This window comes from Actinoplanes lutulentus (genome assembly GCF_003259845.1).
GTDB lineage: Bacteria > Actinomycetota > Actinomycetes > Mycobacteriales > Micromonosporaceae > Actinoplanes > Actinoplanes lutulentus.
Window position 1 is genome coordinate 314,017 of the sequence record NZ_QLMJ01000005.1, and the last position, 23,106, is coordinate 337,122.

The following is a 23,106-nucleotide window of genomic DNA, read 5'->3' on the forward strand; positions in this document are numbered from 1 at the left end:
TCCTTCAGTCCTTCAGTTCCGGAATTTCGCGGGGATCAGCTCGTCGAGTTCGCCCAGCAGCGCCCAGGCGTCCTGGGGCCGCATCCGCGGGGCGCTGTAGCAGCAGCCCGCGGCGAACCGCCGCAGCGGTTCGGGCAATCGGGACGGGCCGATGACCCGGGTCATCAAGCCGGTCGCCATGTAGATGTCAGTGGCCGGGCTCGCGGTCCTTTCGTGAAGCACCTCAGGCGGATAGACCGCCTTGCTTGCACTCACTATCGCTCGCGGTCGATTCCCGGCATAGCACCAGTCGAGAAGCACCAGGCCGCGGCGCTCCGGGTGGATCAGGATGTGGCTCTCCAGTACGGCGCCGTGGGTGATCCCGGCGCGGTGCGCCCAGCCGAGTCCGATCAGCAGCCGCCGCCAGATCCAGATGCCGTCCTCGATGCTGATCTGGCCGGCTTGATCGAGGCGCAGCATGCCGCGCTGCCGTTCGAGGACGTTGATCCTTCGCCGGCGTTTTGCCTGGTCCTCGTGGATGAAGCTCTCGATCAGCTGGGGTGCGTAGGCGCGGAATCGTGGATCTCCACGATCTTGTAGATCTTGGAGTGCTGTGGCTTCCGCTTCCATCAGGTCGTTGTCCGCGGGGTCGCGGGGGATCTTCAGCAGAGCCCGGCCGTCGGCGTAGATCTCGGCGATGTCGCCGCTCGCGAAGACCGGTCCTACCCGATATGTCGCGGTTTTCGTCCTGAGCGTCTTTGTTTTTGTGGGGACGCTCGTGTTGTAGAGGGCGGAGAGCTTGGCGAAGGCCTCCGTCGCGCTTGCGCGCCGTTCCGCGCCGGCGGCATCCGGGTGCACGATCTTCGCCCATTGACGGTACGAGTGCTTCTTGAGGTCCTCTGCTGTCCTCGCTGCGGCGATCGTGGAGACCGCGCTATCGAAGCTCGTCATTCTTTCCTCATGCCGCCGTCGCCGCTCGGCGCCCACCAGCGTGCTCATCGGACCCGGTCCTCACGAGTCGGCCGCAGCAACGCCGGATGCAGCAGCTTCGCGTCACCGGCCCGGTAGAGCTTCGCTTTCGGACCGCCACGCTCGCCCCCTCGCGAGGTGGTGGTCCCGGTGCTCTCCACGAAGCCGGGGACGCTGAGAACCTTGCGATGAAAGTTCCCGGCGTGCAGGTCCTCGCCCCAGACACTGGCGTACACCTGCCGCAGCTCACCGATCGTGAACTCCTCGTTGACGAAGGCGGTCGCGAGCGGGGTGTATTCAAGCTTGGCCCGGGCCCGCTCGAGCCCGTCGGCGAGGACGTCGTCATGGTCGAACGCCAGGTCCTTGGCCTCGTCGACCGGCACCCAGTAGGCCAGCGCCGCGTCGCTGCCGGCCGTGGGGTCGGGCAGGCTCGGCGCGAACGCCAGGTAGGCGACCGAGACGATCCGCATCCGGGGGTCCCGGTCGGGGTTGCCGTAGGTCTTGAGCTGCTCCAGGTGCACGCGCTCGAGGTCACCGTGGCCGGGTTTTACGCCGGTCTCCTCGGCGAGCTCGCGTTTCGCGGCGTCATCCAGGGTCTCCTCCTTGACGAAGCCGCCGGGGAGGGCGCGTTGGCCGGCGAAGGGCTGGGCGCCGCGCTCGACGAGGAGGACGCAGAGCTTGGCGTCGCGAATGGTGAGAGCGACGACGTCGACGGTGACCGCGAGCGAGGGGTATTTGCTGGGGTTGTAGCCCGCTAGGTAGCTGTCTTGGTCCTGCATGGCGGCCTCCCTTAGTTCGTCTCAAGTTGAGTAGTACTCGATGTGAGAACAACGTAGCGCGAGCGTGGGGCGGTGTCAACCGGGTCGTCCGGTTGCTCAAGTCAAACCTCGGTAATGGTCTGACATATGAGGATCTTTCTGACTCTGCCATGACGAACCGGTGCGAATCGTTACGCTTCCGGCGAGACGGCCCGGCGACGGTTCTCGCGACCGGGCCTCACAGACCCGATCAATGCGGCCCTTAGTGCCGTAGGAGGACCCCGCATGTCAAAGTCTCAGTCCCAAGCCCGGAGTCGCGTGATTCGCGCCGGAATCGCAGCAGCGACGGTCACCGCTGCCACTGTCGCTTCTGCGGCTCTCCCGGCCGCTGCGGCAACCGTGCCGTTGACTCTCAGCTCGGCGAACGGCCCCACCGGCTCGGCCACGGTGACGATCACTGCGTCGCATTCGACTGCATGGCTCACCGGCGTCAGCTCACCAAATGTGACGCTGTCTATGCCTGCTTGCCAGACGACGTACAACACCACCGCGAGTTCTGCGGTGACCCCGTCTTCGGCGACTGTCGGCAACATCGTCACCAGTGTTACGGCCTCGAAGATCAACAACTTCAAGGCCGCGTTCCTGCTGCCGTCGCTCGACCAGGCTCCGAACACCGCCACGAGCACCAAGTACAACATCTGTGTTTACAGCGGCACTGGATCTAGTGACGTATTGATCGGTAACGGAACATACACGGTGGCCTCGCCCGCAGCTCTGGACGTCACCACCCCGATCCTGCCGGCCAACGGCCCCGCGCTCGGCGGTACGACGGTCACGGTCATCGGCACGGGCTTCCCGACCACTGCTACCGGTATCACCGCAACGCTTGGCGGAGCGGCACTCACCGGCATCACGCCAATCAGCTCCACCAAGTTCACTGCAGTGACCCCGGCGCGCCAGTCCGGTAGCGCAGCGCTGACCGTGACTACGGCAGCTGGAACGGTGACCAAGTCGGGTGTGTTCACCTACTCAAACGGCATCGCCATCACGCCGAACACGAACCCGACAGTTCCTAACGGAACTCCGGCCCTCAACCCGACCATCGACATCATCGGTGTCGGATTCCAGTCGTCGACCTACGACTTCAGCGACACGCTAGCCGCTGCTGCCAAGTCGCATGTCTTCCTGACCGAGGGGGCATATGCCGCGGCCGGAACTCAGGCCACCCCGGTCTGGACCACTCCGCCCGTGACTGACTGCACGGGTGTGGTCGTTATCAGTGACACTGAGATCATCTGCAAGCTGAACCTCAACAAGTCGCTCGGTTCCGCATCGCCCACGGCTTTCACCGCAACGCAGGTTCCTGAGGGGACCTACACGCTGACGGTCGTCGCAAATGGTGCCCCGGGTGCCATCACGCCTAACCCGTCGGACATCTCCTCGGGTTCTACCTTCACGGTTTCGGCTTACTGATAGTTGAAAACCTCGCATTAGGTTAATGTGGCCCGGAGCTCGGCTCCGGGCCACATTGAATTTCCGGCTAGCCCATTTTCTTCCAGTGATCATGGACGGTCGCCAGGCTCTTCTTCAAAGAAGGGTTGCCGTCCATGTCGACCATGACCGTGACAACACTGCGCTCGGCGCTGGTGCGCCAGCAGACGAGCATGTTGTCGCGTTTCGCCGCTGGCTTGTTCGACATGAACTGGAAGGTCTGTGAGCAGTCCACGTTCCCATGGGCAGTCACCCCGCCGGCTATCCACGCCAATTCTTCCTGCCCTGTCAGATCCCCTCGCGCGGTCACTACCCGGAGGCTGCCGTTCTTGTCCCTTGTGTTGACGGGCGTGGCGAGGTCGCTGGCCGGAGTCGCGAATTGCTGCACGCGGGGCCGCTTGACCTCGACGTGATGCTTGGCGGCCTCGCTGCGTACTGTTGCGAGGTGGGAGGCCAGGCTCGGCGGCAAGGCCGAGGAGATCGGTGGAAGGTTGAGTCCCGGCGTGCTTGAGGTCTCGGTGCTGCCGGCGGTTGGAGATGTGGCGCCAGAAACAGTGGTGATGGTGGCGGACGGCGTAAGCGCCTGAGTGGGTGTCAACGCCGCCAAGTCCCGCCCCGTAGACCCCTCGTCAGGGGTAGCCACATCCGTGGCGATGAAAGTTCCGATCGCCAGAATGGCTAGTCCTGCGGTTCCGATCGCTGCCCGTCTAGTGTTCTTGGATCGGCGTGCTCGGGTCGCTGATGTCTTATTCGAAGCCTTATTGGGCATCCCTAGTTCCTTCTACGGATATCGGCATTGGTCGCACCGCGATTCACGGGTGCAGTTGTCATATTTCATAGGCTGTGGCTAAGGAAAACCGCGGCTGGGCGCTCAGCCCGGCCGCGGTTCGCTGATACGTTAATCAGCCGAGTTTCGCCCATTCGCTTTTGATGATATCGACGCTCTCGGCTGCCGGGGGCGTCCCCCTTGGTGCCACTGCCATTGTCACAACGCTTCGATCCTTCGAGGTCCGCCAGCACAGCAGCAGTGTCGGTTTTTCGCTTGCGGGTGCTCCTGCGCTAAAACGAACCTTGTTCGTGCACTCGACGCCGTCACCGGCTGACTCGCCTTTTTCCGCAGCCAGCAGTCGTTGGCCCTGGTTCGACAGGTCGAACTTCGCGCTTTCCACCTGGACCGTGCTGCTGCCGACCGTTACGGTGCGCCGAGTTGCCTCACCTTTTGACTCTGCGGTCAAAGCGCGCTGCACTGAGACGCCGTCCTCGGCCATCTTCTTGCGGGCTTCCCGGATTTCCTCGCGGACCTCTTCGTCGCTCTTCTCGTCCTTCTTCGAGGCGGTGGTGGTGGCGCTCGCTGACTGGCTCGCCGTCGCGGAAGCGGTGGCTGAAGCAGAAGCCGACGCTGAGGCCGACGCCGACGACAGCTCCGATGGCGCCGCCTCCGCAGGTGGCACCACCTCACTGGCGGTAGCCACCACCGGCGCCGCCGGTGGTTCCTTCAGGCTTTCCGAATCTGAACTCCCCATCTGCGCCGACGCATAAGCCGCGCCACCGGCCAGCACCACAGCCGCGCCTGCGGTTCCGATCAGGATGCGCCTGCGGCGGCTGCTGGGAGCAGTAGTCGAGTCGTTCTCTGTCATGTCACCGTCCTCCGGGGTTTTTGTCGCTTTTGAAACACCCACTCTTCCAAAAGATGAGGACATATCGCATGGAATCCGGATAATCGTCAGCTAATCACCAGGCTGGGTAGACGCTGCTACCCAGCCGCAACCGGACGCGATCTCATGACCGACCCCCGGCCGCCGATCCTCGAACCCGACGCCAACGTTAGGGGACGACGACGATGAAGGTTCAGCTGCGCAAGTACGCTGCCGGTGCTGTGGCAGCGGGTGCGCTTGCGGCCGTGGGTGCCGTCGCCCTGCCGCTCGGGAGTCACGACTGGCAGCCGGTCACGTACGGACTGACCCAGAGCCCGGCGGAGATCCTTCCGGCGACCGTCACCGAAGCGGAACCGGCCCGGGTCGTCTCCACCACCCTTGACGCCGCCGGCCGGCCGGTTGTCACCGTTCAAGAGGCGACCAACAAGGCTGACGCCGCGAAGATCGTCGAGAAGGCGCAGAAGGCCAAGAACGCGGTCGGCGTGGAGATCGACGCCCCGGTACAAGCGCTCGGTGTGCCGACCGGCTCGGACACGTACCGCAGTCAGCAGTGGGACTTCACCACGATGAACGTGGCGAACGCCTGGCAGAAGTCGACCGGCGCCGGTGTCACGGTCGCCGTCATCGACACCGGTGTCGACGCGAACCACCCGGACCTGGCCGCCAACGTCCTCAGCGGTTACGACGCCATCGCCAACACGGCGGGCAAGAGCACCGACGCCAACGGCCACGGTACGCACGTGGCCGGCACGATCGCGGCCGTGACCGGCAACAACGTGGGCATCTCCGCGGTCGCCCCGGACGTCAAGATCCTGCCCGTGAGGGTGCTCGACGCCAAGGGCAGCGGGTACATGTCGGACACCGCCGAGGGCATCATCTGGGCCGCCGACCACGGCGCGCAGGTGATCAACATGTCGCTGGGCTCGTCCGCCAAGGTCGCCGCCGTCACGAACGCGATTTCGTACGCCCGCAGCCGCGGCGTCACCGTCGTAGCCGCCGCCGGCAACAGCCGCACGTCCGGCAGCCCGACCAACTACCCGGCCGCCGACGAGGGTGTCATCGGGGTGGCCGCGACCGACTCCGCCGACAAGGTCGCTTCGTACTCGAACGCCGGCAGCTACGTGGACGTCGCCGCGCCGGGCAGCGCGATTCTCAGCACGTACCCGACCGCGCTGGGTAACGCGTACATGAACATGAACGGCACCTCGATGGCCTCGCCGCACGTCGCCGCGGCCGCCGCGCTGCTGAAGGCGTACAACTCGGCGCTGACGCCGGACCAGATCGAGGCGGCGCTGGAGAAGTCCGCCGTTGACCTCGGTGCCGCCGGCAAGGACACCGACTTCGGGTACGGCCGGATCGACGCCGCCGCCGCGCTCGCCGCCGTCACCCCGGCCACCACCGCGCCGACCACGGCTCCGACGACCGCACCCACCACGACGGCTCCGGCGACGACGGCCCCGACGACAGTTCCGACGACCGCTCCCACCACCAGCGCGCCGGTCACCACGGCCCCGACGACCGCCCCGACCACCAGTGCACCGGTCACCACCGCCCCGACGACCATTGCCCCGACGACCGCGCCGACCATCGCCCCGACGACGAAGGCCCCCACCGTCGCGCCGACGACCAAGGCACCGACTGCCACCCCGACGCCGAGCAAGACCACCACCCCGGTCAAGGTGACCCCGGTGGTGACCATGAACGTCAGCACCCGTGAGGTCGCCTACGGCACGTCGACGGTCACCACGTTCACCGTGAAGGCGGCTGGCAAGGCGTACGTGTCCAAGTCAGTTTCGGTCTGCCTGACCGATTCCAGCGGTGCGCTCTCCTGCACCGACACCAAGACCACGACCGCCGGCACGGTCGCCGTCACCCGGGTCGCGACCGGGGGATACCAGGTCTACCTGACGGTTCCGGCGACCGAGACGACAAACGCGGTCACCTCGGGCACGGCGACCTACAAGGTGCGGGTCAAGGCTGCCGCCACGCGTACCGCCAAGGGCGTCATGTCGGTGACCCTGACCGGTCACGCCGGGCAGCTCGTCGACGTGCAGCAGTACGTCTCGGGCACCTGGCGGAGCGTGGGCACCTACACCGCGACCACCGCCAAGGCGACCGTGAATGGCCTGGTCAGCGGCCAGAAGTACCGGGTCGTGGTCCCCGACACGACCGCGATCCTGGGCACGACCAGCGCCACGGTTACTGCCTGACGAAAACGATGAAAATGGGACAGGGCCGCGAGGCTCTGTCCCATTCGTCGTTCACCCGAGCCGCGCCCACTCCTTGCCGATGATCTCGACGCTCGAACTCGTGGGCGGCTCACCGGACGGTACGACGGCCATCGTGACGACGCTCCGCGCCTCCGACGTGCGCCAGCAAAGCAGCATCGTCGGCCGTGCGCTCGCGGCGGCACCTCCGCTGACCCGTACCTTTGTGGTGCATTTGACCCCCTGGCCGGCAGGCCTTCCGCGGTCGGCGGCGAGTGAAAGATCGCGCTCGCCGCTCAGGTCCCGGGGCGCCGAGACGATCCGGATCGTGCCGTTCTCCAGCAGCTCGGTGCGCTCGGAGACCGGGTCGAGCTCCGCGCCCGCCGCGTTGAGCTGGGCCTCTGCCGCTGCGGAGGCTGCCGCCTCCGCAGCGGACACGCTGTCCGAAGGTGACGGGACCGGGCTGATCTCCACTGCCTCCGCCGCCGGCTTGGTGGTCTTTTTCGGGGTACGCGTAACCGAAGGCTCAGGCGTCGGAGGCTCCGTGGTCTCTTCGGTCTGCGGCGCCAGGGCCGCGGGCTCGGGGAGTGTCGGCTGGTCGGAGCTGGTGAGCTGAAGCGCGAGGAACCCGGCGCCGGCCAGTACCGCGGCAGCGCCGACGACCCCGACGACCGCCTGCTTACGCCGCAGGCTGCGACGCTCCGGAGTGTCGGCGACGGCCGAGGCGTAGAGGCCGCCGCTGGTCGTGGGTTCGTGCTGCTCCTCGTCGGCCATGTCGGCGTCCTCCCATCCAAGAGCGAATCACCATGCTCCCAAAGAATGAGGACATATCGGGCGGAAATCTCCAAGGTCTCGCCGGTCCCCGGCGTGGGCCAGCGCTGTCGGATCGAGGTCAGCCGCCCTGGTCCGCGCGTTCTGCGAGGTCACCTTCTTCAGGGACGGGCGTTGACCGGGCATCGGATCGCCCCCAAGGTTGTGGGGATATGGGTGCGATGGCGGCGGACTCGAGCCGTTCCCTCATGCCCGGATGACGGGGAGGAGGGGCACTTGCCCGGCGACCAGGTGGAGCACACCCCCGCGCGGCCGTCCTGGGACTGCCAGGCCTGCGGTCGTCCCTGGCCCTGCGACCCCGCCCGAGACCGGCTGTCCCGCGAGAACGGCCGCGTCGAACTGGCCGTGAAGATGTGGGACCACATCGAGGAAGCCGCCCGCGACATGCCGCAGTCCCCGGCGTCGGAGTTGTTCGACCGCTTCCTGCGCTGGACCGACTGACCCCACCGGCTTAACGCCACGGCCCCCGGCTGAACGCCACGGCGACCGCAGCGTTAAGCCGCAAACACACGCTCAGCGGACGCCGGCCACCGCCGCGTCCGTGCCGCCTCGCCAGATCACGCCGGCCTCGCGGAACCCGCCCGTCAGCAACGCCGAAACATGCCACGAAGCCGGCGGCGTCCACTCCTCCGCGTCGTGCTCCCGCTTCGGGTAGATCCGCTCCCGCTCGACCGCCTTCGGCGCGAGCACCGGGTCAGCCGCCGCACGGGCCCACCAATCCGGCCACGACGTCGAAGCGCCGGACGCGTACCGTGCCTCGCGCTGAACCCGCGCGTGATCGCGCAGCTTGACCGAGAGTTCTGGCAGGCCCTCCTCGGGCATGTGGTCGGCGTTCGCGAAGACGCCGCCGGGCCGCAGCACCTCGCGGATCTCGGCGTAGAGGGCGCTCACCCGCGCCGCGGGCAGCCAGTGCAGTGCCGTCGCGGTCAGCACCGCGTCGAATCCCTCGGCCGGCAGCTTGGCCCGCCAGCCCGGGTCGCTCAGGTCGGCGTCGACGATCGTCGCGCGGTCACCGAACGTGTGCAGCGAGGACTCGGCGATCGTCAGCAGCACCGGGTCCTGGTCGAGCACGGTGACCTGAGCGCCGGGGAAGCGGGCGAGCGTCCGCAAGCTGATCGACCCGGTCCCGCCGGCGAGATCGAGCAGACGCGGAGCACCACCGCCGGTGACAGCGGCGACGGCGTCGAGCATGGCCTCGAGCCGGTGCTCGCGGTCCGGCATGAACGCCTCTTGCTGCCGGTCCCACGACTCCTGCCACACGGCGGGGTTGTTCAGGTAAGCACTCATGCCCCTCAGGGTAGTTACATCCGGGCGGCGAACGCCATCAGATCCCGCCTCTCGATCGCCGCCGCCATCAACTCGGGGAAGGCGTCCGGTGTGCACGCGAACGCCGGAACACCCAGAGCCGCGAGAGCCGCCGCGTTCTCATGGTCGTAAGTGGGCGCGCCCTCGTCGGAGAGCGCCAGCAGCGCCACGACCTGCACCCCCGCCGCTTTCATCTCGGCGGCCCGGCGCAGCATCTCGTCGCGCACACCACCCTCGTACAGATCGCTGATCAGCACGAAGATGCTGTCCCGCGGCCGGGTGATCAGCTGCTGTGAGTACGCCATCGCCCGGTTGATGTCCGTCCCACCGCCCAGCTGCGTCCCGAACAGCACCTCCACCGGATCGTTCAAAACAGGTGTCAGGTCCACCACCGAGGTGTCGAAGACGACAAGCGACGTCCGCAGCGACCGCATCGACGCCAGCACCGCCGCGAACACCCCGGAGAACACCACGGACGCGGCCATCGACCCGGACTGGTCGACGCAGAGCACCACGTCCCGCTGTACCGCGGTGGTCCGCCGTCCGTAACCGATCAGCCGTTCCGGGATCACGGTCCGGTGTTCGGCCTGGTAGTGCTTGAGGTTGGCGCGGATCGTCCGGTCCCAGTCGATGTCCGCGTGCCGGGGCCGGTTGATCCGCGACGCCCGGTTCAGCGCACCGGTCACCGCCGACCGGGTCTGCTGGGTGATCCGCCGCTCCAACTGCTCGACGACGGTACGCACCACCTGCCGCGCCGCCTGTTTCGTCGCGTCCGGCATGACCCGGTTGAGCGAGAGCAGCGTGCCGACCAGGTGCACGTCGGGTTCGACAGCGGCGAGCATCTCGGGTTCGAGCAGCAGCCGGGTGAGGTCGAGGCGTTCGATCGCGTCGGCCTGCATGACCTGCACGACAGTGCTGGGGAAGTACTCCCGGATGTCGCCGAGCCAGCGCGCGACCTTGGGCGCCGAGCTGCCGAGGCCGGCCGACCGCTGTTTCGCCGAGCCGGAGCCGGAGTCGCCGCCGTCGTAGAGCGCGGCCAGCGCCGCGTCCATCGCGCCGTCCTTACCGGCGGCGGCCCTACCCAGCGACTCGTCGGCCTCACCGCCGAGAGCGAGCCGCCAGCGCCGCTGCCGCTCCCGCGAAGCATCCTCGGTCATGATCCTTCCCTCCCAGAAGAAAGCCACGCGATCACGAACGAACCCCCAAACCACGGCCGAGCAGCGCACTCAACGTCGGCAGCACGGAAACCGCCCGCTCCCGATCCAGCTCTACGACCGCGTCCACCCCGCCACCACCCCGAACCCCGCGAGCCACCCGCTCACCGATGGCCCGGCGCTCACCCGCGTCGAACCCGCCGAACGTCCGCCGCAGCAACGGCAGCACGTCCTCGAACGACTCCGCCGGAATGTCCGCCATCCACTCGTCCACCAGCGACAACAGCGCCTCGTCATGAACCAGCAGCAGCCCGCCACCGGCCAGGAACCCCTCCACCCAGGCCGCAGCGTTCGCTGGTGAACCACCGACGGTCAGCGGCAGCCGGAGCCGCCGCCGCACCTCGGCGCTGTCCAGTCGCCCGGCGTCGAGCAACAACCGGGTGAGCCGCCCCGCCGGCAGCCCGTGCAGACCGGGCCGCATCGCCAACAGGGAGATCGTGGCCAGCCACTGCTCGCGCAACCGTTCGTCGGCGAGCAGACCGACCGCCTGGTGCACGCCGTCCATCCCGTTGCGGAGATCACGAGCCGCCTCGTCGGACAACGATCCGGCCGCCGACGGCAGCCCGGCGCAGATTCGCCCGAGCAGGCCGGCGGTCACCACCGACAAACCCGAGACGTCGGTACGCCGGACGTCCCCGTACCGCAGAGTCCGCGCCAAAGCGGGCAGTGCGGCCATCAAATGGTGCACGTCGGCGTCGAGCGCGGCCCGGGTGTCCAGCGCCGCGAGCACCGCCGGATAGGCGTCGGGGAGGTCCGCCAGCAGGCAGATCTCGACCAGCTCGGTGACCTCGGCGAGCGTGCTGGCGGCGTGCGCGCGCCGGGTCACCCGGGCCGTAGCGGCGGAGACGACAGTGGTGCCCCACATGCTCGACTCGACGAGCCGGACCGCGAACTCCGGCTGCCAGCAGATCCGCCACTCCTCACGGAACGTGCCGGTGCCCCGCCGGCCGGGCGTGCGCTCGCCCCACGCCAGGTCGAGGGTGCGCAGCCGGTGCAGCAGCCGGCTGCGTCGCAGGTCGATGTCCCGCCGCAGGTCCAGGTCGAGGGCGCGCTCGGTGGGTTCGGGCTTGAGGCGCACGGATTTCTGCTGCGCGGCCAGGTCGCGGGCCAGCGGGACGGCCGGCATCTCGTCGGGAACCGTGCCGAGCCGTTCGCCGACGACGAGCCGGCGGGCGATCAGCTCGGTGCGCAGCGGTTCGCCGTCGCACATCACGGCTTCGGCCGCTTCGGTGACCTCGGTCAGCCCGGCCAGGGGCCGTCCGCGCATCGTGGCGAGGGCCTCGGCCAGCCGGGTCGCCTCGATGACGTGCGCCGAGGAGGTCGGCACACCCTCGGACCGCAGCACCCCGGCGGCGTCGACGAGCCAGCGCGGCACCACGTCACTCGCCGCGGTGAACAGGTGGTGGTACCAGCCCGGCGACCGCACACCCGCGCCATAACCGGACCAGGACGCCAGCCGCCCATACGTCCATGGCACCCAGGTGAACGCGACCTTCGCCTTCTTGCGCCCCTTGAGCAGCGCGACGTCGTCCTTCACCGGCACCTTGCGCGCCAGCGCCGGCACATGCCATGCCCCGCACACCACCGCGATGTCGTCGTGCCGCCGCCGCTCCTCCCGTAGCACCTGCCGCATGTGCGCCTCCCGGACAAGATCCGAAGGATCTTCCTCGGCAGTGTCGCGAATCGCAGTCATCGCCTCCTCGATCGCCGCGAAAACGGGCACCCCGCGATGCTCGACCACGTCCTCCCACCAGCGCTCCGGATCGTCATAACCCGCTGCGGCCGCCAGCTCCCCGATCGGATCAACAGGCCGTCCCACTCGCCCTTCAAGATCCATTTGGTACGCGTAAGGCAGGTCGAAGAATCGAACAGGAACACCGTTTCGTACGGCCCAGCTGATCGCCTGCCACTCCGGTGAGAAGACGGCAAACGGCCAGAAGGCGGCCCGCCCCGGATCGTCGACGGCATAACCGAGCAGAGCCACCGGCGGATTCAGCCCGCTGTCAGCCGCCCAGCGCACCAGATCGTCGGCTTCCGGCGGGCCCTCGATCAGCAGCACGCCGGGCCGCTGCCGTTCGAGTTCGCGCACCACGGCCCGCGCCGACCCGGGCCCGTGATGGCGTACGCCGTAGAGCCGTTCAGGCATCGCGGGCTGCCCGGTAGAAGTCGAGCCAATCGCTGCGCTCCCGGACCACCGTCTCCAGGTATTCGCGCCAGACCACCCCGTCCGACACCGGGTCCTTGACCACCGCGCCGAGGATGCCGGCGGCCACGTCACCCGGGTGCAGCGTGCCGTCGCCGAAGTGCGCCGCGAGCGCCATCCCGTTGGTGATCACCGAGATCGCCTCGGCCGTGGAGAGCGAGCCGGTCGGCGACTTGAGCTTGGTACGCCCGTCCTCGGTCACCCCGGAACGCAGCTCGCGGAAGATCGTGACGACCCGCCGGATCTCGTCGAGAGCCTCCGGCACCTCGGGCAGTTCGAGGGACCGGCCGAGCTGCGCCACCCGCCGGGCGACGATCTCCACCTCGTCGTCGGCGTTCGCCGGTACCGGCAGCACGACCGTGTTGAACCTCCGCCGCAGCGCGCTGGACAGCTCGTTCACCCCGCGGTCCCGGTCGTTCGCCGTGGCGATCAGGTTGAACCCGCGCTCCGCCTGCACCTCGGTGTTCAGCTCCGGAACCGGCAGCGTCTTCTCCGACAGGATGGTGATCAGCGCGTCCTGCACGTCGGACGGTACCCGGGTGAGCTCCTCGAGCCGGATGATCGAGCCGAGCCGCATGGCCCGCATAACCGGGCTCGGCACCAGCGCCGCGTCGCTGGGTCCGTCGGCGAGCAGACGGGCGTAGTTCCAGCCGTACCGGATGGACTCCTCGGCTGTGCCGGCGGTGCCCTGCACCAGCAGCGTGGAGTCGCCGGAGATCGCCGCCGCGAGATGCTCGGAGACCCAGGTCTTCGCGGTGCCGGGCACACCGAGCAGCAGCAGCGCCCGGTCGGTGGCGAGCGTGGCGACGGCGACCTCGATGAGCCGGCGCGGCCCCACGTATTTCGGGGTGATCTTCGCGCCGTCGCCGAGCAGGTAGGTGACCACGGCGTGCGGGGACAGCCGCCAGCCCGGCGGCCGGTTCCGGTCGTCCGCGGCGGCGAGCAGGGCGAGCTCCTCGGCGTACTGGTCCTCGGCGTGCGGTCGCAGTGCGGTCACTGGAGCTCCTGAAGCATCTCGTGGCGGAAGGTGAGAGTGCGGGCGAGGTCGGCCACCGGCCGCACCCGCGACGGATCAAGGGACTGGTCCAGGTCGGCGGCGAGACGCCCGGCCAGGTCGGCGTAATCGGGCGGCATCGCGAGCGCCGCGGTCCGGCACAGCTCACCGAGCTGCCAGGTGTGCCGATCGGTACGCGCCCGCGCCGCCACCGTCTCCAGAACAGCTACGGCGAGCCGGTCCGGCCACGGGCCCGGATGCAGGCTGAGCAGCCGGTGCGCGGCACCGTCCTCGGTACGCAACGCCTCGGCGGCGAGCCGCGCCAGCTGCTCGGCCGGCAACACCAGATGCAGGTCCCAGCGCACCGACTCCCGCAGAGCGGCCGCGTCCGCGGCGAGCAGCGCGGCAGCCCAGACCGGGTCACGCTGGTTGATGGCGGCCTTGGCCCAGCCGTGCAACAGCGGATTGACCCAGTCATGCCCCCGAGCCACCCCAACCCACCCCGCAGCATCGAGCCCGGTCCAGGTGTTCAGCGGTGTGCCCGCCACGACCTCCTCCAGCAGCCACGCGCCCGCGCCGACGCCCCGGGGTGGCGCCGCGCTGACGCCGTCGCGGCGCAGGCCGCCGTCCAGTTCCTCCGGGGGCTCGACTGCCAAGCGGTTACCGTCCCAGCGCACCGCCGCGTGGGCCCGCGCGGCCATCCGGACGCCGACAGCCGCGCCCGGCAACCCCCGGAGCAGGTCGAGCGCCGCCTCGCGGACCTCTTTGCGACGGTCGTCGAGGGCGCGTTCCAGCAACGGTTCGTCCCGGAGGGACAGTCCGGTGCCGAACGTCCCGAGGAATCGGGCCCGGTCGTCTGACGACTCCTGCTCCCAGGTGCTCTCCAGGAGCTCCCGGGCCCGATCGGGACTGGCCCGGCGCAGCGTGACCAGCAGGTTGAGTCGGATGCTGCCGGTGCCGGTCCGCCACTCGTCGCCGACTCCGGAGAGCGGCAGGCTGCCCGGAACGGCCTCGTCGAGCAGCCACCGCCAGTCGCCGCGCTGCCCGGCCAGCCACGCACCGCGGGCGCCCGCGACCTGGGCGAGGGAGCCACGGATCGTCGTGTTGCGCCGCCCCGCGTCGAGCAGCGCGGGCAGCAGCGCCGGCCGGACCAGGCCACCCCGGGCAGCCGCGGCGTCCAGCCACTGGGTGAGCAGCTCCTGCTCCAGATGCCCACCACCGGGCGCGCCGCCGGCGAGAATCCGCGCCAGCCGCAGCGAAGCAACCACCGGCAGGGGAGCGACAACCTCCTCAGGCGCCGCACCCACCGGCTGCCGCCCGGTCACCGGCTCCACCCCAGCCCGCCGGCTGACCAGCGCGACAGCCGCGGCCTCCAGAAGCTCGGCCGAAGCCCCCAGCGAAATGCTCAGCGAGCCCGCCGCGACCGACTCGCCCGCCCACGGTCGCCGCGCTGTCCCGACCAGGGCCGCCGCCAACAGCTCCGCGGGAAGCTCCGGCTCGCCGCGCGCACCCGGATCCTGCGCCGGCGGCCCTGCCACCACGAAATCGCCGTCGACCCAGGCGGCCAGCGGACGCAGCCCTGCCGGTGACCACTCCGCCGCCACGTCGGCCGGGCGCCCACCGGCGGCGGCCAGCAGCCACCACGGCTCGCGGTGGCCGGGCGCGAGCGGCAACGCCGAACCCTCCCCGTCGACCAGGCACCCCTCGCCGAAGCGGACTCCGGAGAGGAGCATCGGTCCGTCGTACCGAAATGGCTCTGTGGACAGAAGGCTCGCCCAGCGTGAGAGGGCCGCCCTGATGGAACCGGCGCCCGGCGGTGAGCCGAAAGGCTCGGCGGCCGAGGCGCGGTCGGCGACGAGGGCGCGCAGTGGGGCCGCGCCGGGATAGAAGCAGAGGTCGCCGCGGAACTCGGTGCCCGGCACCAGATCGGACACCAGCGGCTGGCCGGGCGCGGCGAACGCCAGGACCAGGGCGAACCGGTCGGAGCCGGTGCCGTGCAGCCAGGTGCGGCGGGTGGTCAGGGCGCCCTCGTCGATCTCGACCTGGCCGAGGACCTGCCAGCGGTCGGTGAGCCGGGGGCCGGCCAGCACGTCGTCGGTGGCGGTGGGGAAGCCGATCCGGGAGCGGACGGTGGCCGCGAGGGCGGGATCGAGCTCGCCGAGCCGGGCGTGGCCGTCGACCAGCAGGCGGAGCAGGGCCAGCTCGCCGAGAACCCGGTCGGCCCAGTGCGGGCCGGCGCCCGCGACGCCGGCGAGCCGCCGCACCGCGCTCGCCGCGCCCGGCGCCTGCGCGTCGACCAGACGGGCCGCCATCGACTCGAAGGCCTGCCGGCCGTTCCGGGAGAACGAAGCGAGGCCCTGCGAAACCTGGTCGTCGAGCCATCGCCGCAGCTCAGCCATGCCACCGGCGACCCGCTCGGCACGATCCTGAGCCCGCTTGGCAGCGGCGACCGGATCAGGAGGGCCGGATCGGGCCGGCCGGGAACGGGCCGCCTGCCACGCCGTCACGAAGGAGGGCGCCGCACGATCGGAAACCCCGTCGGAGGACCAGCGCAGCAACAGCCCCAGCACATGCTTACAAGGAATCTTGCGACTCGGGCAGGAACATTTGAACGCCGGCCCGGCCAGGTCGGCCGCCACCTCATAACCCCGGCAGACACCCCACACGATGTCGTCGAGCCGGCCCGACGCGGTGACCTGGCCGGTGACGCCACGCGCGTTACGCAGCGAACTCGCGTCGGGTGCGAGAGCCTCGACCTGGGCGGTTGACCATCGTTCCAATCCCACGGTGAGACCCTAGGCCGGGGGTACGACGTTTCCGGCGCTGAGGAGCGGGCATGCGGGTGATTGTTTTCGGGGCGACCGGAATGGTGGGTCAGGGTGTGCTGCGGGAGTCCCTGCTCGCGCCGGACGTGACCGAGGTGCTGGTGGTGACGCGTACGCCGACCGGGGTGCACCATCCGAAACTGCGCGAGGTCATCCTCGCCGACTTCTCCGACCTGAGTTCGATCGAGGGCGAGCTGTCAGGGTACGACGCGTGTTTCTACTGCCTCGGCATCTCGTCGCTGGGGATGGACGAGGCCTCGTACACCAAGGTTTCCTACGACTATCCGATGGCCGCCGCGCGTACCCTCGCTCCTCGTAATCCGGACATGGTCTTCATCTACGTCTCGGGTGCCGGCACCGATGCGAACAGCCGGATCATGTGGTCCCGGGTCAAGGGCCGCACCGAGAACGAGGTGATGGAGACCTTCCCGAACGGGTACGCGTTCCGTCCCGGCTTCATCCAGCCCACGCACGGCGCTCGCTCGAAGACCGGCTGGTACAACACCGCTTACGCGCTGACCGCCCCGCTCGTGCCGTTCTTCCGCAAGATTGCTCCCGGCCAGGTCACCACCACCGACGCGATCGGCCGGGCGATGCTGCGCGCGGCCCGCACCGGTTTCCCGCGCCGCGTCGTGACGAACGCGGACATGCACTGACTGACCCCAGATCACCGCGGCGAACGCGACAGTCATCCCGGCCAGCTGGATCGGCGTCAGCGCCTGGTCCAGCACGGCCCATCCGATCACCGTCGCGCTCAGTGGCGACAGCAGGTTGAGCAGCGAGACCTTCGCGGCGGGCAGGCGCTCCAGACCACGGAACCAGATCGTGTACGCCAATGCTGTGCCGATCAGCGACAGGTACGCGTACCCCATGATGTTCGTCGAAGTGAGCGTGAGCGGAAGTCCTTCCGCGACCAGCACGACCGGGACCAGCAGCAACCCGCCGGCGGTGAGCTGCCACCCGGTCGCGGTGAGCAGTGAGACGCCCGGACGTCCCCAGCGCTTCGTCAGGACCAGGCCGAACGCCATCGAAGCGGTGCCTGCCAGCCCCGCGAAAACCCCGATCGGGTCAAGCCTGGCGGTAGCGGTCAGCACCGCGAGCGCGACGCCGACGGCGCCGATCAAACCCGCGACCAGGGTACGCAAGGACACGCGCTCGGCCAGCAACAGTACGCCGAGACCGGCCACGATCAGGGGCTGAGCGGCTCCGAGAACGGCCGCCATGCCACCCGGCAGGCGGTAGGCGGAGAGGAAGAGCAGCGGGAAGAAGATCCCGATGTTCAGCGCACCGAGCACCGCCGACCGCCACCACCACGATCCGCGGGGCAGCTCCCGGGTGATCGCGAGCAGCAGAAGCCCGGCCGGAAGGGCCCGCAGCATGCCACTGAGCAGCGGACGTCCGGGTGGGAGAAGTTCGGTGGTCACCGCGTACGTCGTCCCCCAGATCGCGGGCGTGAGCGCCGTGACCAGTAGCGGCTTCATGACCAACTCCCTCGACGTAAAGTATCTCGACGTAAAGATAACTCTTGTCGAGAAGCTCGTCATCGAGAGAATGGGCACATGACCGAGAGCGACGGCGTCGACCGCATCATCGAGCAGTGGGCCGTTGAACGCCCCGACCTGGAAACCACGGCGATGGGCGTGTTCGGCCGGGTCTACCGCCTGGCCCGGCTGGCGGAGATCGCGACCGAGCGCGCTTACGCCGCGTTCGGCATCGGCAGGCCGGAGTTCGACGTTCTGGCCACGCTGCGCCGGGCCGGCAAGCCGTTCCAGCTGTCACCGGGCGCACTGGCGGCGTCGATGATGATGAGCAGCGGCGGGACGACGGCGCGGCTGGACCGCTTGGAGAGGGCGGGTCTGGTGGCGCGCTCACCCGACCCCAACGACCGCCGCGGTGTCCTGGTCAACCTGACCGACAAGGGCCGCGCGATAGCCGACGCCGCGGTGTCGGCCGGCCTGGCCGAGCAGCAGCGCCTGATCGCTCACCTGTCACCTCGGCAGCAGACCGACCTGAGCGCCCTGCTCGGCACCGCCCTCAACGGCCGCTGATTGTTCCGTGGGCGGCGGGGACGGTTTCCTCGGGTTTGGGCGGGGGCGGGGGAGTGCCGTCGCCGAACGGGCGGCCGCCCAGCGACTCGCGGCCGTGCGGCTCCAGCCAGCCGCTCAGGTCCGGGCCGAGCGGCACGACGCCGGTCGGATTGATGTCACGGTGGACCTCGTAATAGTGCTGCTTGATGTGCGTGAAATCGATCGTGTCGCCGAAGCCCGGCGTCTGGAAAAGATCCCTTGCGTACGCCCACAGCACCGGCATCTCGGCCAGCTTCGACCGGTTGCACTTGAAGTGGCCGTGATAGACGGGGTCGAAACGGGCCAGCGTGGTGAAGAGCCGGACGTCCGCCTCGGTGATCGTGTCGCCGACCAGGTATCGCTGTCCGGCGAGCCGCTCGGACAGCCAGTCGAGCTTGCTGAAAAGCCGTTGGTACGCCTGGTCGTACGCCTCCTGTGATCCGGCGAAACCGGCCCGGTAGACGCCGTTGTTGACCTCGGTGAAGACGCCCTTGTTGACCTCGTCGATCTCCGTACGCAGGCTTTCGGGGTAAAGCTGCGGCGCGCCGGGCCGGTGATGAGCCGTCCACTCCAGCGACAGGTCGATGGTGATCTGCGCGAAGTCGTTTGTCACCACCTGGCCGGTCGGCACGTCCACCATCGCCGGCACGGTGATCCCCTTGTCATAGTCGGGGTACCGCGCCAGGAACGCCTCCTGCAACCGCTCGATGCCGAGCACCGGATCCCGGCCGCCCGGATCGAGGTCGAACGTCCAGCTCCGCTCGTCGTGCGTCGGCCCGGCGATGCCCATCGACAGCGCGTCCTCCAGCCCGAGCAGCCGGCGCACGATGATCGCCCGGTTCGCCCACGGGCACGCGCGGCTCACCACCAGCCGATATCGCCCGGCCTCGACCGGGAACCCGTCCCGCCCGTCCGCGGTGATCCGGGTGGCGATGTAACGCTGGTCGCGGGTGAACTCCCCCGCCGGATTCACATAGGCCATGCCTTCATCCATACCCCCAAAACCCCCGCCATCCCGCCAAGTCCCAGGTTGCCGCCAGCCTCACCCTCGCCCAGCCTCGCCCTCGCCCAGCCCGGTCTCGCCCTGCCTCGCCGATGACGAGGTCGCACGGAGTGCGTGTGCGAGCCCCGGTCTCGGCCCTGGCGTGGATGAAGCCGCACGGTGCCGTTGCGTGCGACCTCATCCACGCGGAGCACCCGCCGCGCGCGGGCGTGTGAGGGGTCCCAGCAGCCATGTCGGATTTGCCGGACACCAACCTCCCAACCGAGCCGTCCGTCGCTCGTCGCCCGACGACCGCGGCAAGCGCGCGGGGTGAGGCGGCGAGCACGGGGAGTGTGGGTCGGTGAGCACATGCAAACGCGACGCGGCGGCGGTGAACGCACGCAAAACGCTTGCGCTCACCGCCGCTCTGGGGGCGACGAGCGCACGCGAAACGGTTGCGCGTGCGCTCACCGCCCCTGCGCAAGCCTCCCGGCCGGCCCTGCTCCTCGTCGATCGAAGCGCACACGAATCAGGCGGTACAACCGAGCCGAAGTCGTGAGTTTGCGCCGTCATGTCGGCCCGAAGCTCACAAGATCTCGGAGGGGTGGTGGGTCAGGCGTGGCTGTCTGCGGTGCCGCTCCGAAAGTCGTGAGTTTGCGCCGTCATGCCGGCCAGAAACTCACAAGATCGGGCGGCGAGGTGGTGAGGCGAGTGCGGGCGGAGCGTTTGGGGGAGGGAAGGGCGAGGCATCCCCCCGTGTGTGACGCCTCGCCCGGCTCTCGGGGCGATGACTCTGCCCGGCGCACGTTCACCATCCGGCGCTTCGAAGCCCTGGAAAAACTTCGATACGCTCGGAATCCGTTGAAGCGATGGCCGGCATCAGCCGGCGGCGTGCACGTTCGCCTTTATAGCACGTGCGGGAGAGCGCTTTCCGGATTTTGGGAGCGTTCCCGGACAAACCTCCGATCGGGCTACCGGCGGCTTTACCTTCCTCGAACACCACCGGCGCGGGCCCGGCGGCATGATGAACGCCGTGACCGACACGCCTGACAAAGGCAAAGGGCTCGTCCTCGTGGTCGAGGACGAGCGGCCGATCGCCGACCTGGTGCGGCTCTATCTGCGCCGGGAAGGGTTCGGCGTGCAGGTCGAGCACGACGGCGCGGCCGGGCTCGCCGCCGCGCGACGGTTGCGGCCGGTCGCCTGCGTGCTGGACATCGCGCTGCCCGGCCTGGACGGCACCGAGATCTGCCGCCGCCTGCGCGCCGACGGCGACTGGACGCCGGTCATCTTCCTCACCGCGCGCGACGACGAGGTCGACCGGATCCTCGGCCTTGAGCTGGGCGGCGACGACTATGTCACCAAGCCTTTCAGCCCCCGCGAGCTCGTCACCCGGGTCAAGGCGCTGCTGCGCCGCGCGGCCGTTTCTTCGGACAACACCGCTGGGGTACGCGTACTCGGCCCGCTGACGCTCGATCCCGGACGTCGTGCGGTGGCCGTGGACGGGCAGGCACTCGTCCTCACCGCGACCGAATTTGATCTGCTCGCGCACCTGCTGGGCCGGCCCGGCCGGGTCTTCACCCGGGAGGAGTTGCTCGCCGCGGTCTGGGGTTACGCGTCGGCCGCCGGGACCCGGACCGTGGACGTGCACGTGGCGCAGGTGCGCGCCAAACTGGGCGACGCGGCGGCACTGATCAGGACCGTCCGCGGCGTCGGGTACACGGCCGATGCGTGACTTCTTCGGTACGCTCACCGGCCGCGCCGTCCTGGTCACCGCCGCCACCGCGGTGATCGCCGTGATCGTCACGTCGCTCGTCGCGGTGCCGGTGGCGGTCCGCTCGGTGAACCTGCAGAGCCGCGCCGAGCTGATGGCGAAGACCGCTCTCGCCGAGGAGTTGCTCGCCGACGAGCGTCCCGCCGCCCGGGCCCGGATCGCCGAGCGGCTGCGTGCCGACCACATCGAGATCTACCTGATCCGGCGGGGTGCGCCGGACCGGGCCGGCCTGCCCCAGCGGGTGGTGACCGCGGTGGCCGGTGGCGACGTGGTCGACACCCGAGCGGTGCTGGGTGGCCGGCCCGTCTTCGTCGCCGGCCGCCCGCTGACCGGCCGCGACGCCGGCGTGGTGCTCACCCAGCAGTCGTCGAGCGGCACGGCCGGCCGGGTGTTCGGCAGCATCTGGGTGGCGCTGCTGGCCGGCCTGCTCGGCGGCATCGTGGCCGGTGCGCTGCTGGCCCGGTTCGTCACCCGGCCGATCGAACGGGCCGCCGCCGCGGCCGGGCGGCTCGCCGCCGGCGACCGGACGGTACGCATCTCCCGGCGCGGCCCGGCCGAAGCCGCCCGCCTCGCCGACGCGATCAACCAGCTGGCCGAGGCGCTGCGGACGAGCGAAGGCCGCGAACGGGAGTTCCTGCTGTCGGTCTCGCACGAGTTGCGTACGCCGCTCGCGACGATCCGGGGTTACGCCGAAGCGCTCGCCGACCGGGTGATCGAGGCGGACGGCGCCGCCGAGGCCGGGAGCACCATGCTCGCCGAGGCGGACCGGCTGGACCGGCTCGTCTCGGACCTGCTGGTCCTGGCCCGGCTGGAAGCGGCCGACCTGCCGCTCGACGTGGTGCCGGTGGACCTGACCGAGCTGGTCACCGAGGCCGGGCAGGCGTGGCGGGCCCGCTGCGGCACCGACGGCCCACGGCTGGTCGTCGAGCTGCCGGACTCACCGGTCACCGTCGACACCGACCCGGGCCGGATCCGGCAGGTCATCGACGGCCTCTGCGAGAACGCGCTGCGCGTGATCCCACCCGGCGCCCCGCTGGTGCTGTCGGTCCAGGCCGGAGCGTCGTCCGGTGTCGTCGAGGTGCGCGACGGCGGGCCAGGCCTCACCGACGACGACCTGGCCGTCGCGTTCCAGCGTGGCGAGCTGAACCGGCGTTACCGCAACGTGCGGGCCACCGGTTCCGGGCTCGGGCTGGCGCTGGCCGCGCGGCTGGTGGGCCGGCTCGGCGGGCGGATCACCGCGGGTCATGCCCCGGAAGGCGGGGTCCGGTTCACCGTGGAATTGCCTTACACAACTCGAACATCGGGCTGACGTTCGTCGATCGGCGCGGGCCGAGACTCGCCGGTATGAGACGTCAACCTGGCTTTGTGCGTACCCAAGTGGCTCTGGGAATTTGTGTGGTGCTCGCGCTCGGCGGATGCGCCGGAGGTGGGGTCGCGGAGGCCGTGCCGGACAGCGGCCTTGAATCGGTCGCGTTGCAGGCCGCCGGATTCGCGGAAGGGCTGGACGAGGTCGAACCGTCGCCGTCGGAAGCCGAAGGACCGCGGCCGCGAGCCATTCGCAAACTGCTGCGCAAGAACACATTGCACGGCGAGGTCGTGGTGCAGGGCCGCGACGGGGAACAACGCACCATCGTGGTGCAGCGGGGTGAGGTCACCGCCGCGGACGACGCCGGATTCACCGTGAAATCGACCGACGGGTTCGAGCTGACCTGGACGTTCGGTGAGCCGCTGCGGGTGGTGCAGGACCGGAAGAAGGCCGAGCGCAGTGCGGTCAAAGCCGGTGTGCAGGTCGCTGTCGGGGGAGCGCGTGACGGTTCGGTCACCGCTGCCCGGCTCGTCGTCGTCCGCTGACCCTG

The 23,106-nt window shown here is 69.6% G+C and carries 20 protein-coding genes and 1 pseudogene; 9 read left to right on the forward strand and 12 right to left on the reverse strand.

Going from position 1 to position 23,106, the window contains the following annotated elements; all coding sequences use genetic code 11:
* Window positions 1-12: 12 nt before the first annotated feature.
* Complete coding sequence (locus tag B0I29_RS14225) at window positions 13-930, reverse strand: molecular chaperone DnaJ (RefSeq protein ID WP_111649412.1); 918 nt, start codon at window positions 928-930, stop codon at window positions 13-15.
* 44 nt (window positions 931-974) lie between these two features.
* Window positions 975-1,727 (reverse strand): NUDIX hydrolase, encoded by a 753-nt coding sequence (locus B0I29_RS14230; protein WP_111649413.1) that lies wholly within the window; start codon window positions 1,725-1,727, stop codon window positions 975-977.
* Between the two features lie 297 nt (window positions 1,728-2,024).
* Here B0I29_RS14230 and B0I29_RS14235 point away from each other — a divergent pair, with 297 nt between their 5' ends.
* On the forward strand, window positions 2,025-3,179 hold the full coding sequence (locus B0I29_RS14235) for an IPT/TIG domain-containing protein (RefSeq protein ID WP_181557805.1): 1,155 nt from the start codon (window positions 2,025-2,027) through the stop codon (window positions 3,177-3,179).
* A gap of 67 nt (window positions 3,180-3,246) precedes the next feature.
* Here the strand turns inward: B0I29_RS14235 and B0I29_RS14240 are convergent, their stop codons facing one another.
* Both B0I29_RS14240 and B0I29_RS45205 read right to left on the reverse strand, forming a co-directional pair.
* Window positions 3,247-3,804: a hypothetical protein gene (locus B0I29_RS14240; RefSeq protein ID WP_146616788.1), complete on the reverse strand. Its 558-nt coding sequence runs from the start codon at window positions 3,802-3,804 to the stop codon at window positions 3,247-3,249.
* 295 nt (window positions 3,805-4,099) lie between these two features.
* Window positions 4,100-4,834, reverse strand: a complete 735-nt coding sequence (locus B0I29_RS45205; RefSeq protein WP_146616789.1) for a hypothetical protein — start codon at window positions 4,832-4,834, stop codon at window positions 4,100-4,102.
* Window positions 4,835-5,037: 203 nt separating this feature from the next.
* On the opposite strand from B0I29_RS45205, the gene B0I29_RS14250 reads away from it, so the two are divergent.
* Window positions 5,038-7,062: a S8 family peptidase gene (locus B0I29_RS14250; RefSeq protein ID WP_111649417.1), complete on the forward strand. Its 2,025-nt coding sequence runs from the start codon at window positions 5,038-5,040 to the stop codon at window positions 7,060-7,062.
* A gap of 51 nt (window positions 7,063-7,113) precedes the next feature.
* Here B0I29_RS14250 and B0I29_RS14255 read toward each other — a convergent pair whose 3' ends face one another.
* Window positions 7,114-7,833, reverse strand: a complete 720-nt coding sequence (locus tag B0I29_RS14255; RefSeq protein WP_111649418.1) for a hypothetical protein — start codon at window positions 7,831-7,833, stop codon at window positions 7,114-7,116.
* Between the two features lie 273 nt (window positions 7,834-8,106).
* Between B0I29_RS14255 and B0I29_RS14260 the strand changes: the two genes are divergently transcribed.
* On the forward strand, window positions 8,107-8,331 hold the full coding sequence (locus B0I29_RS14260) for a hypothetical protein (RefSeq protein WP_221402038.1): 225 nt from the start codon (window positions 8,107-8,109) through the stop codon (window positions 8,329-8,331).
* A gap of 72 nt (window positions 8,332-8,403) precedes the next feature.
* Here the strand turns inward: B0I29_RS14260 and B0I29_RS14265 are convergent, their stop codons facing one another.
* The 5 genes from B0I29_RS14265 to B0I29_RS14285 are packed head-to-tail and all read right to left on the reverse strand — an operon-like array spanning window position 8,404 to window position 16,392.
* Complete coding sequence (locus tag B0I29_RS14265; RefSeq protein ID WP_111649419.1) at window positions 8,404-9,177, reverse strand: class I SAM-dependent methyltransferase; 774 nt, start codon at window positions 9,175-9,177, stop codon at window positions 8,404-8,406.
* A gap of 14 nt (window positions 9,178-9,191) precedes the next feature.
* The gene (locus B0I29_RS14270; protein WP_111649420.1) at window positions 9,192-10,352 is read right to left on the reverse strand and encodes a VWA domain-containing protein; all 1,161 of its coding nucleotides are present in this window, start codon (window positions 10,350-10,352) and stop codon (window positions 9,192-9,194) included.
* 31 nt (window positions 10,353-10,383) lie between these two features.
* Window positions 10,384-12,555 carry a DUF5682 family protein gene (locus B0I29_RS14275; RefSeq protein ID WP_111649421.1) on the reverse strand — a complete coding sequence of 724 codons (2,172 nt, stop codon included), beginning with the start codon at window positions 12,553-12,555 and terminating at the stop codon, window positions 10,384-10,386.
* Complete coding sequence (locus B0I29_RS14280; RefSeq protein WP_111649422.1) at window positions 12,548-13,609, reverse strand: ATP-binding protein; 1,062 nt, start codon at window positions 13,607-13,609, stop codon at window positions 12,548-12,550. Before B0I29_RS14280 ends, B0I29_RS14275 begins: the two co-directional genes overlap by 8 nt.
* A complete protein-coding gene (locus tag B0I29_RS14285) occupies window positions 13,606-16,392 on the reverse strand; it encodes an SWIM zinc finger family protein (RefSeq protein ID WP_111649423.1) in 2,787 nt (928 codons plus the stop codon). Before B0I29_RS14285 ends, B0I29_RS14280 begins: the two co-directional genes overlap by 4 nt.
* 50 nt (window positions 16,393-16,442) lie before the next feature.
* Here B0I29_RS14285 and B0I29_RS46680 point away from each other — a divergent pair, with 50 nt between their 5' ends.
* Window positions 16,443-17,087, forward strand: a complete 645-nt coding sequence (locus tag B0I29_RS46680) for an NAD-dependent epimerase/dehydratase family protein (protein ID WP_245972519.1) — start codon at window positions 16,443-16,445, stop codon at window positions 17,085-17,087.
* 69 nt (window positions 17,088-17,156) lie between these two features.
* Here B0I29_RS46680 and B0I29_RS46685 read toward each other — a convergent pair.
* Window positions 17,157-17,912 (reverse strand): annotated as a pseudogene (locus B0I29_RS46685) (EamA family transporter); the annotation flags it as partial.
* On the opposite strand from B0I29_RS46685, the gene B0I29_RS45730 reads away from it, so the two are divergent.
* Both B0I29_RS45730 and B0I29_RS14295 read left to right on the forward strand, forming a co-directional pair.
* Complete coding sequence (locus B0I29_RS45730) at window positions 17,848-17,994, forward strand: hypothetical protein (RefSeq protein ID WP_181557824.1); 147 nt, start codon at window positions 17,848-17,850, stop codon at window positions 17,992-17,994. The pseudogene B0I29_RS46685 and the gene B0I29_RS45730 sit on opposite strands and share 65 nt — an antisense overlap.
* The gene (locus tag B0I29_RS14295; protein WP_111649425.1) at window positions 17,991-18,479 is read left to right on the forward strand and encodes a MarR family winged helix-turn-helix transcriptional regulator; all 489 of its coding nucleotides are present in this window, start codon (window positions 17,991-17,993) and stop codon (window positions 18,477-18,479) included. The genes B0I29_RS45730 and B0I29_RS14295 overlap by 4 nt, the downstream gene beginning before the upstream one ends.
* On the opposite strand, the gene B0I29_RS14300 is transcribed toward B0I29_RS14295, so the two are convergent.
* Entirely contained in the window at window positions 18,466-19,479 is a 1,014-nt protein-coding gene (locus B0I29_RS14300; protein WP_111649426.1) for a glutathione S-transferase family protein, read from the reverse strand. The genes B0I29_RS14295 and B0I29_RS14300 overlap by 14 nt on opposite strands.
* 1,024 nt (window positions 19,480-20,503) lie before the next feature.
* Between B0I29_RS14300 and B0I29_RS14305 the strand changes: the two genes are divergently transcribed.
* The 3 genes from B0I29_RS14305 to B0I29_RS14315 are packed head-to-tail and all read left to right on the forward strand — an operon-like array spanning window position 20,504 to window position 23,101.
* Window positions 20,504-21,211 carry a response regulator transcription factor gene (locus tag B0I29_RS14305; protein ID WP_245972537.1) on the forward strand — a complete coding sequence of 236 codons (708 nt, stop codon included), beginning with the start codon at window positions 20,504-20,506 and terminating at the stop codon, window positions 21,209-21,211.
* Window positions 21,204-22,559, forward strand: coding sequence for a HAMP domain-containing sensor histidine kinase (locus B0I29_RS14310; RefSeq protein ID WP_111649428.1), 1,356 nt, complete (start codon window positions 21,204-21,206; stop codon window positions 22,557-22,559). Before B0I29_RS14305 ends, B0I29_RS14310 begins: the two co-directional genes overlap by 8 nt.
* Window positions 22,560-22,615: 56 nt before the next feature.
* Window positions 22,616-23,101, forward strand: coding sequence for a hypothetical protein (locus tag B0I29_RS14315; protein WP_245972520.1), 486 nt, complete (start codon window positions 22,616-22,618; stop codon window positions 23,099-23,101).
* Window positions 23,102-23,106 lie beyond the last annotated feature (5 nt).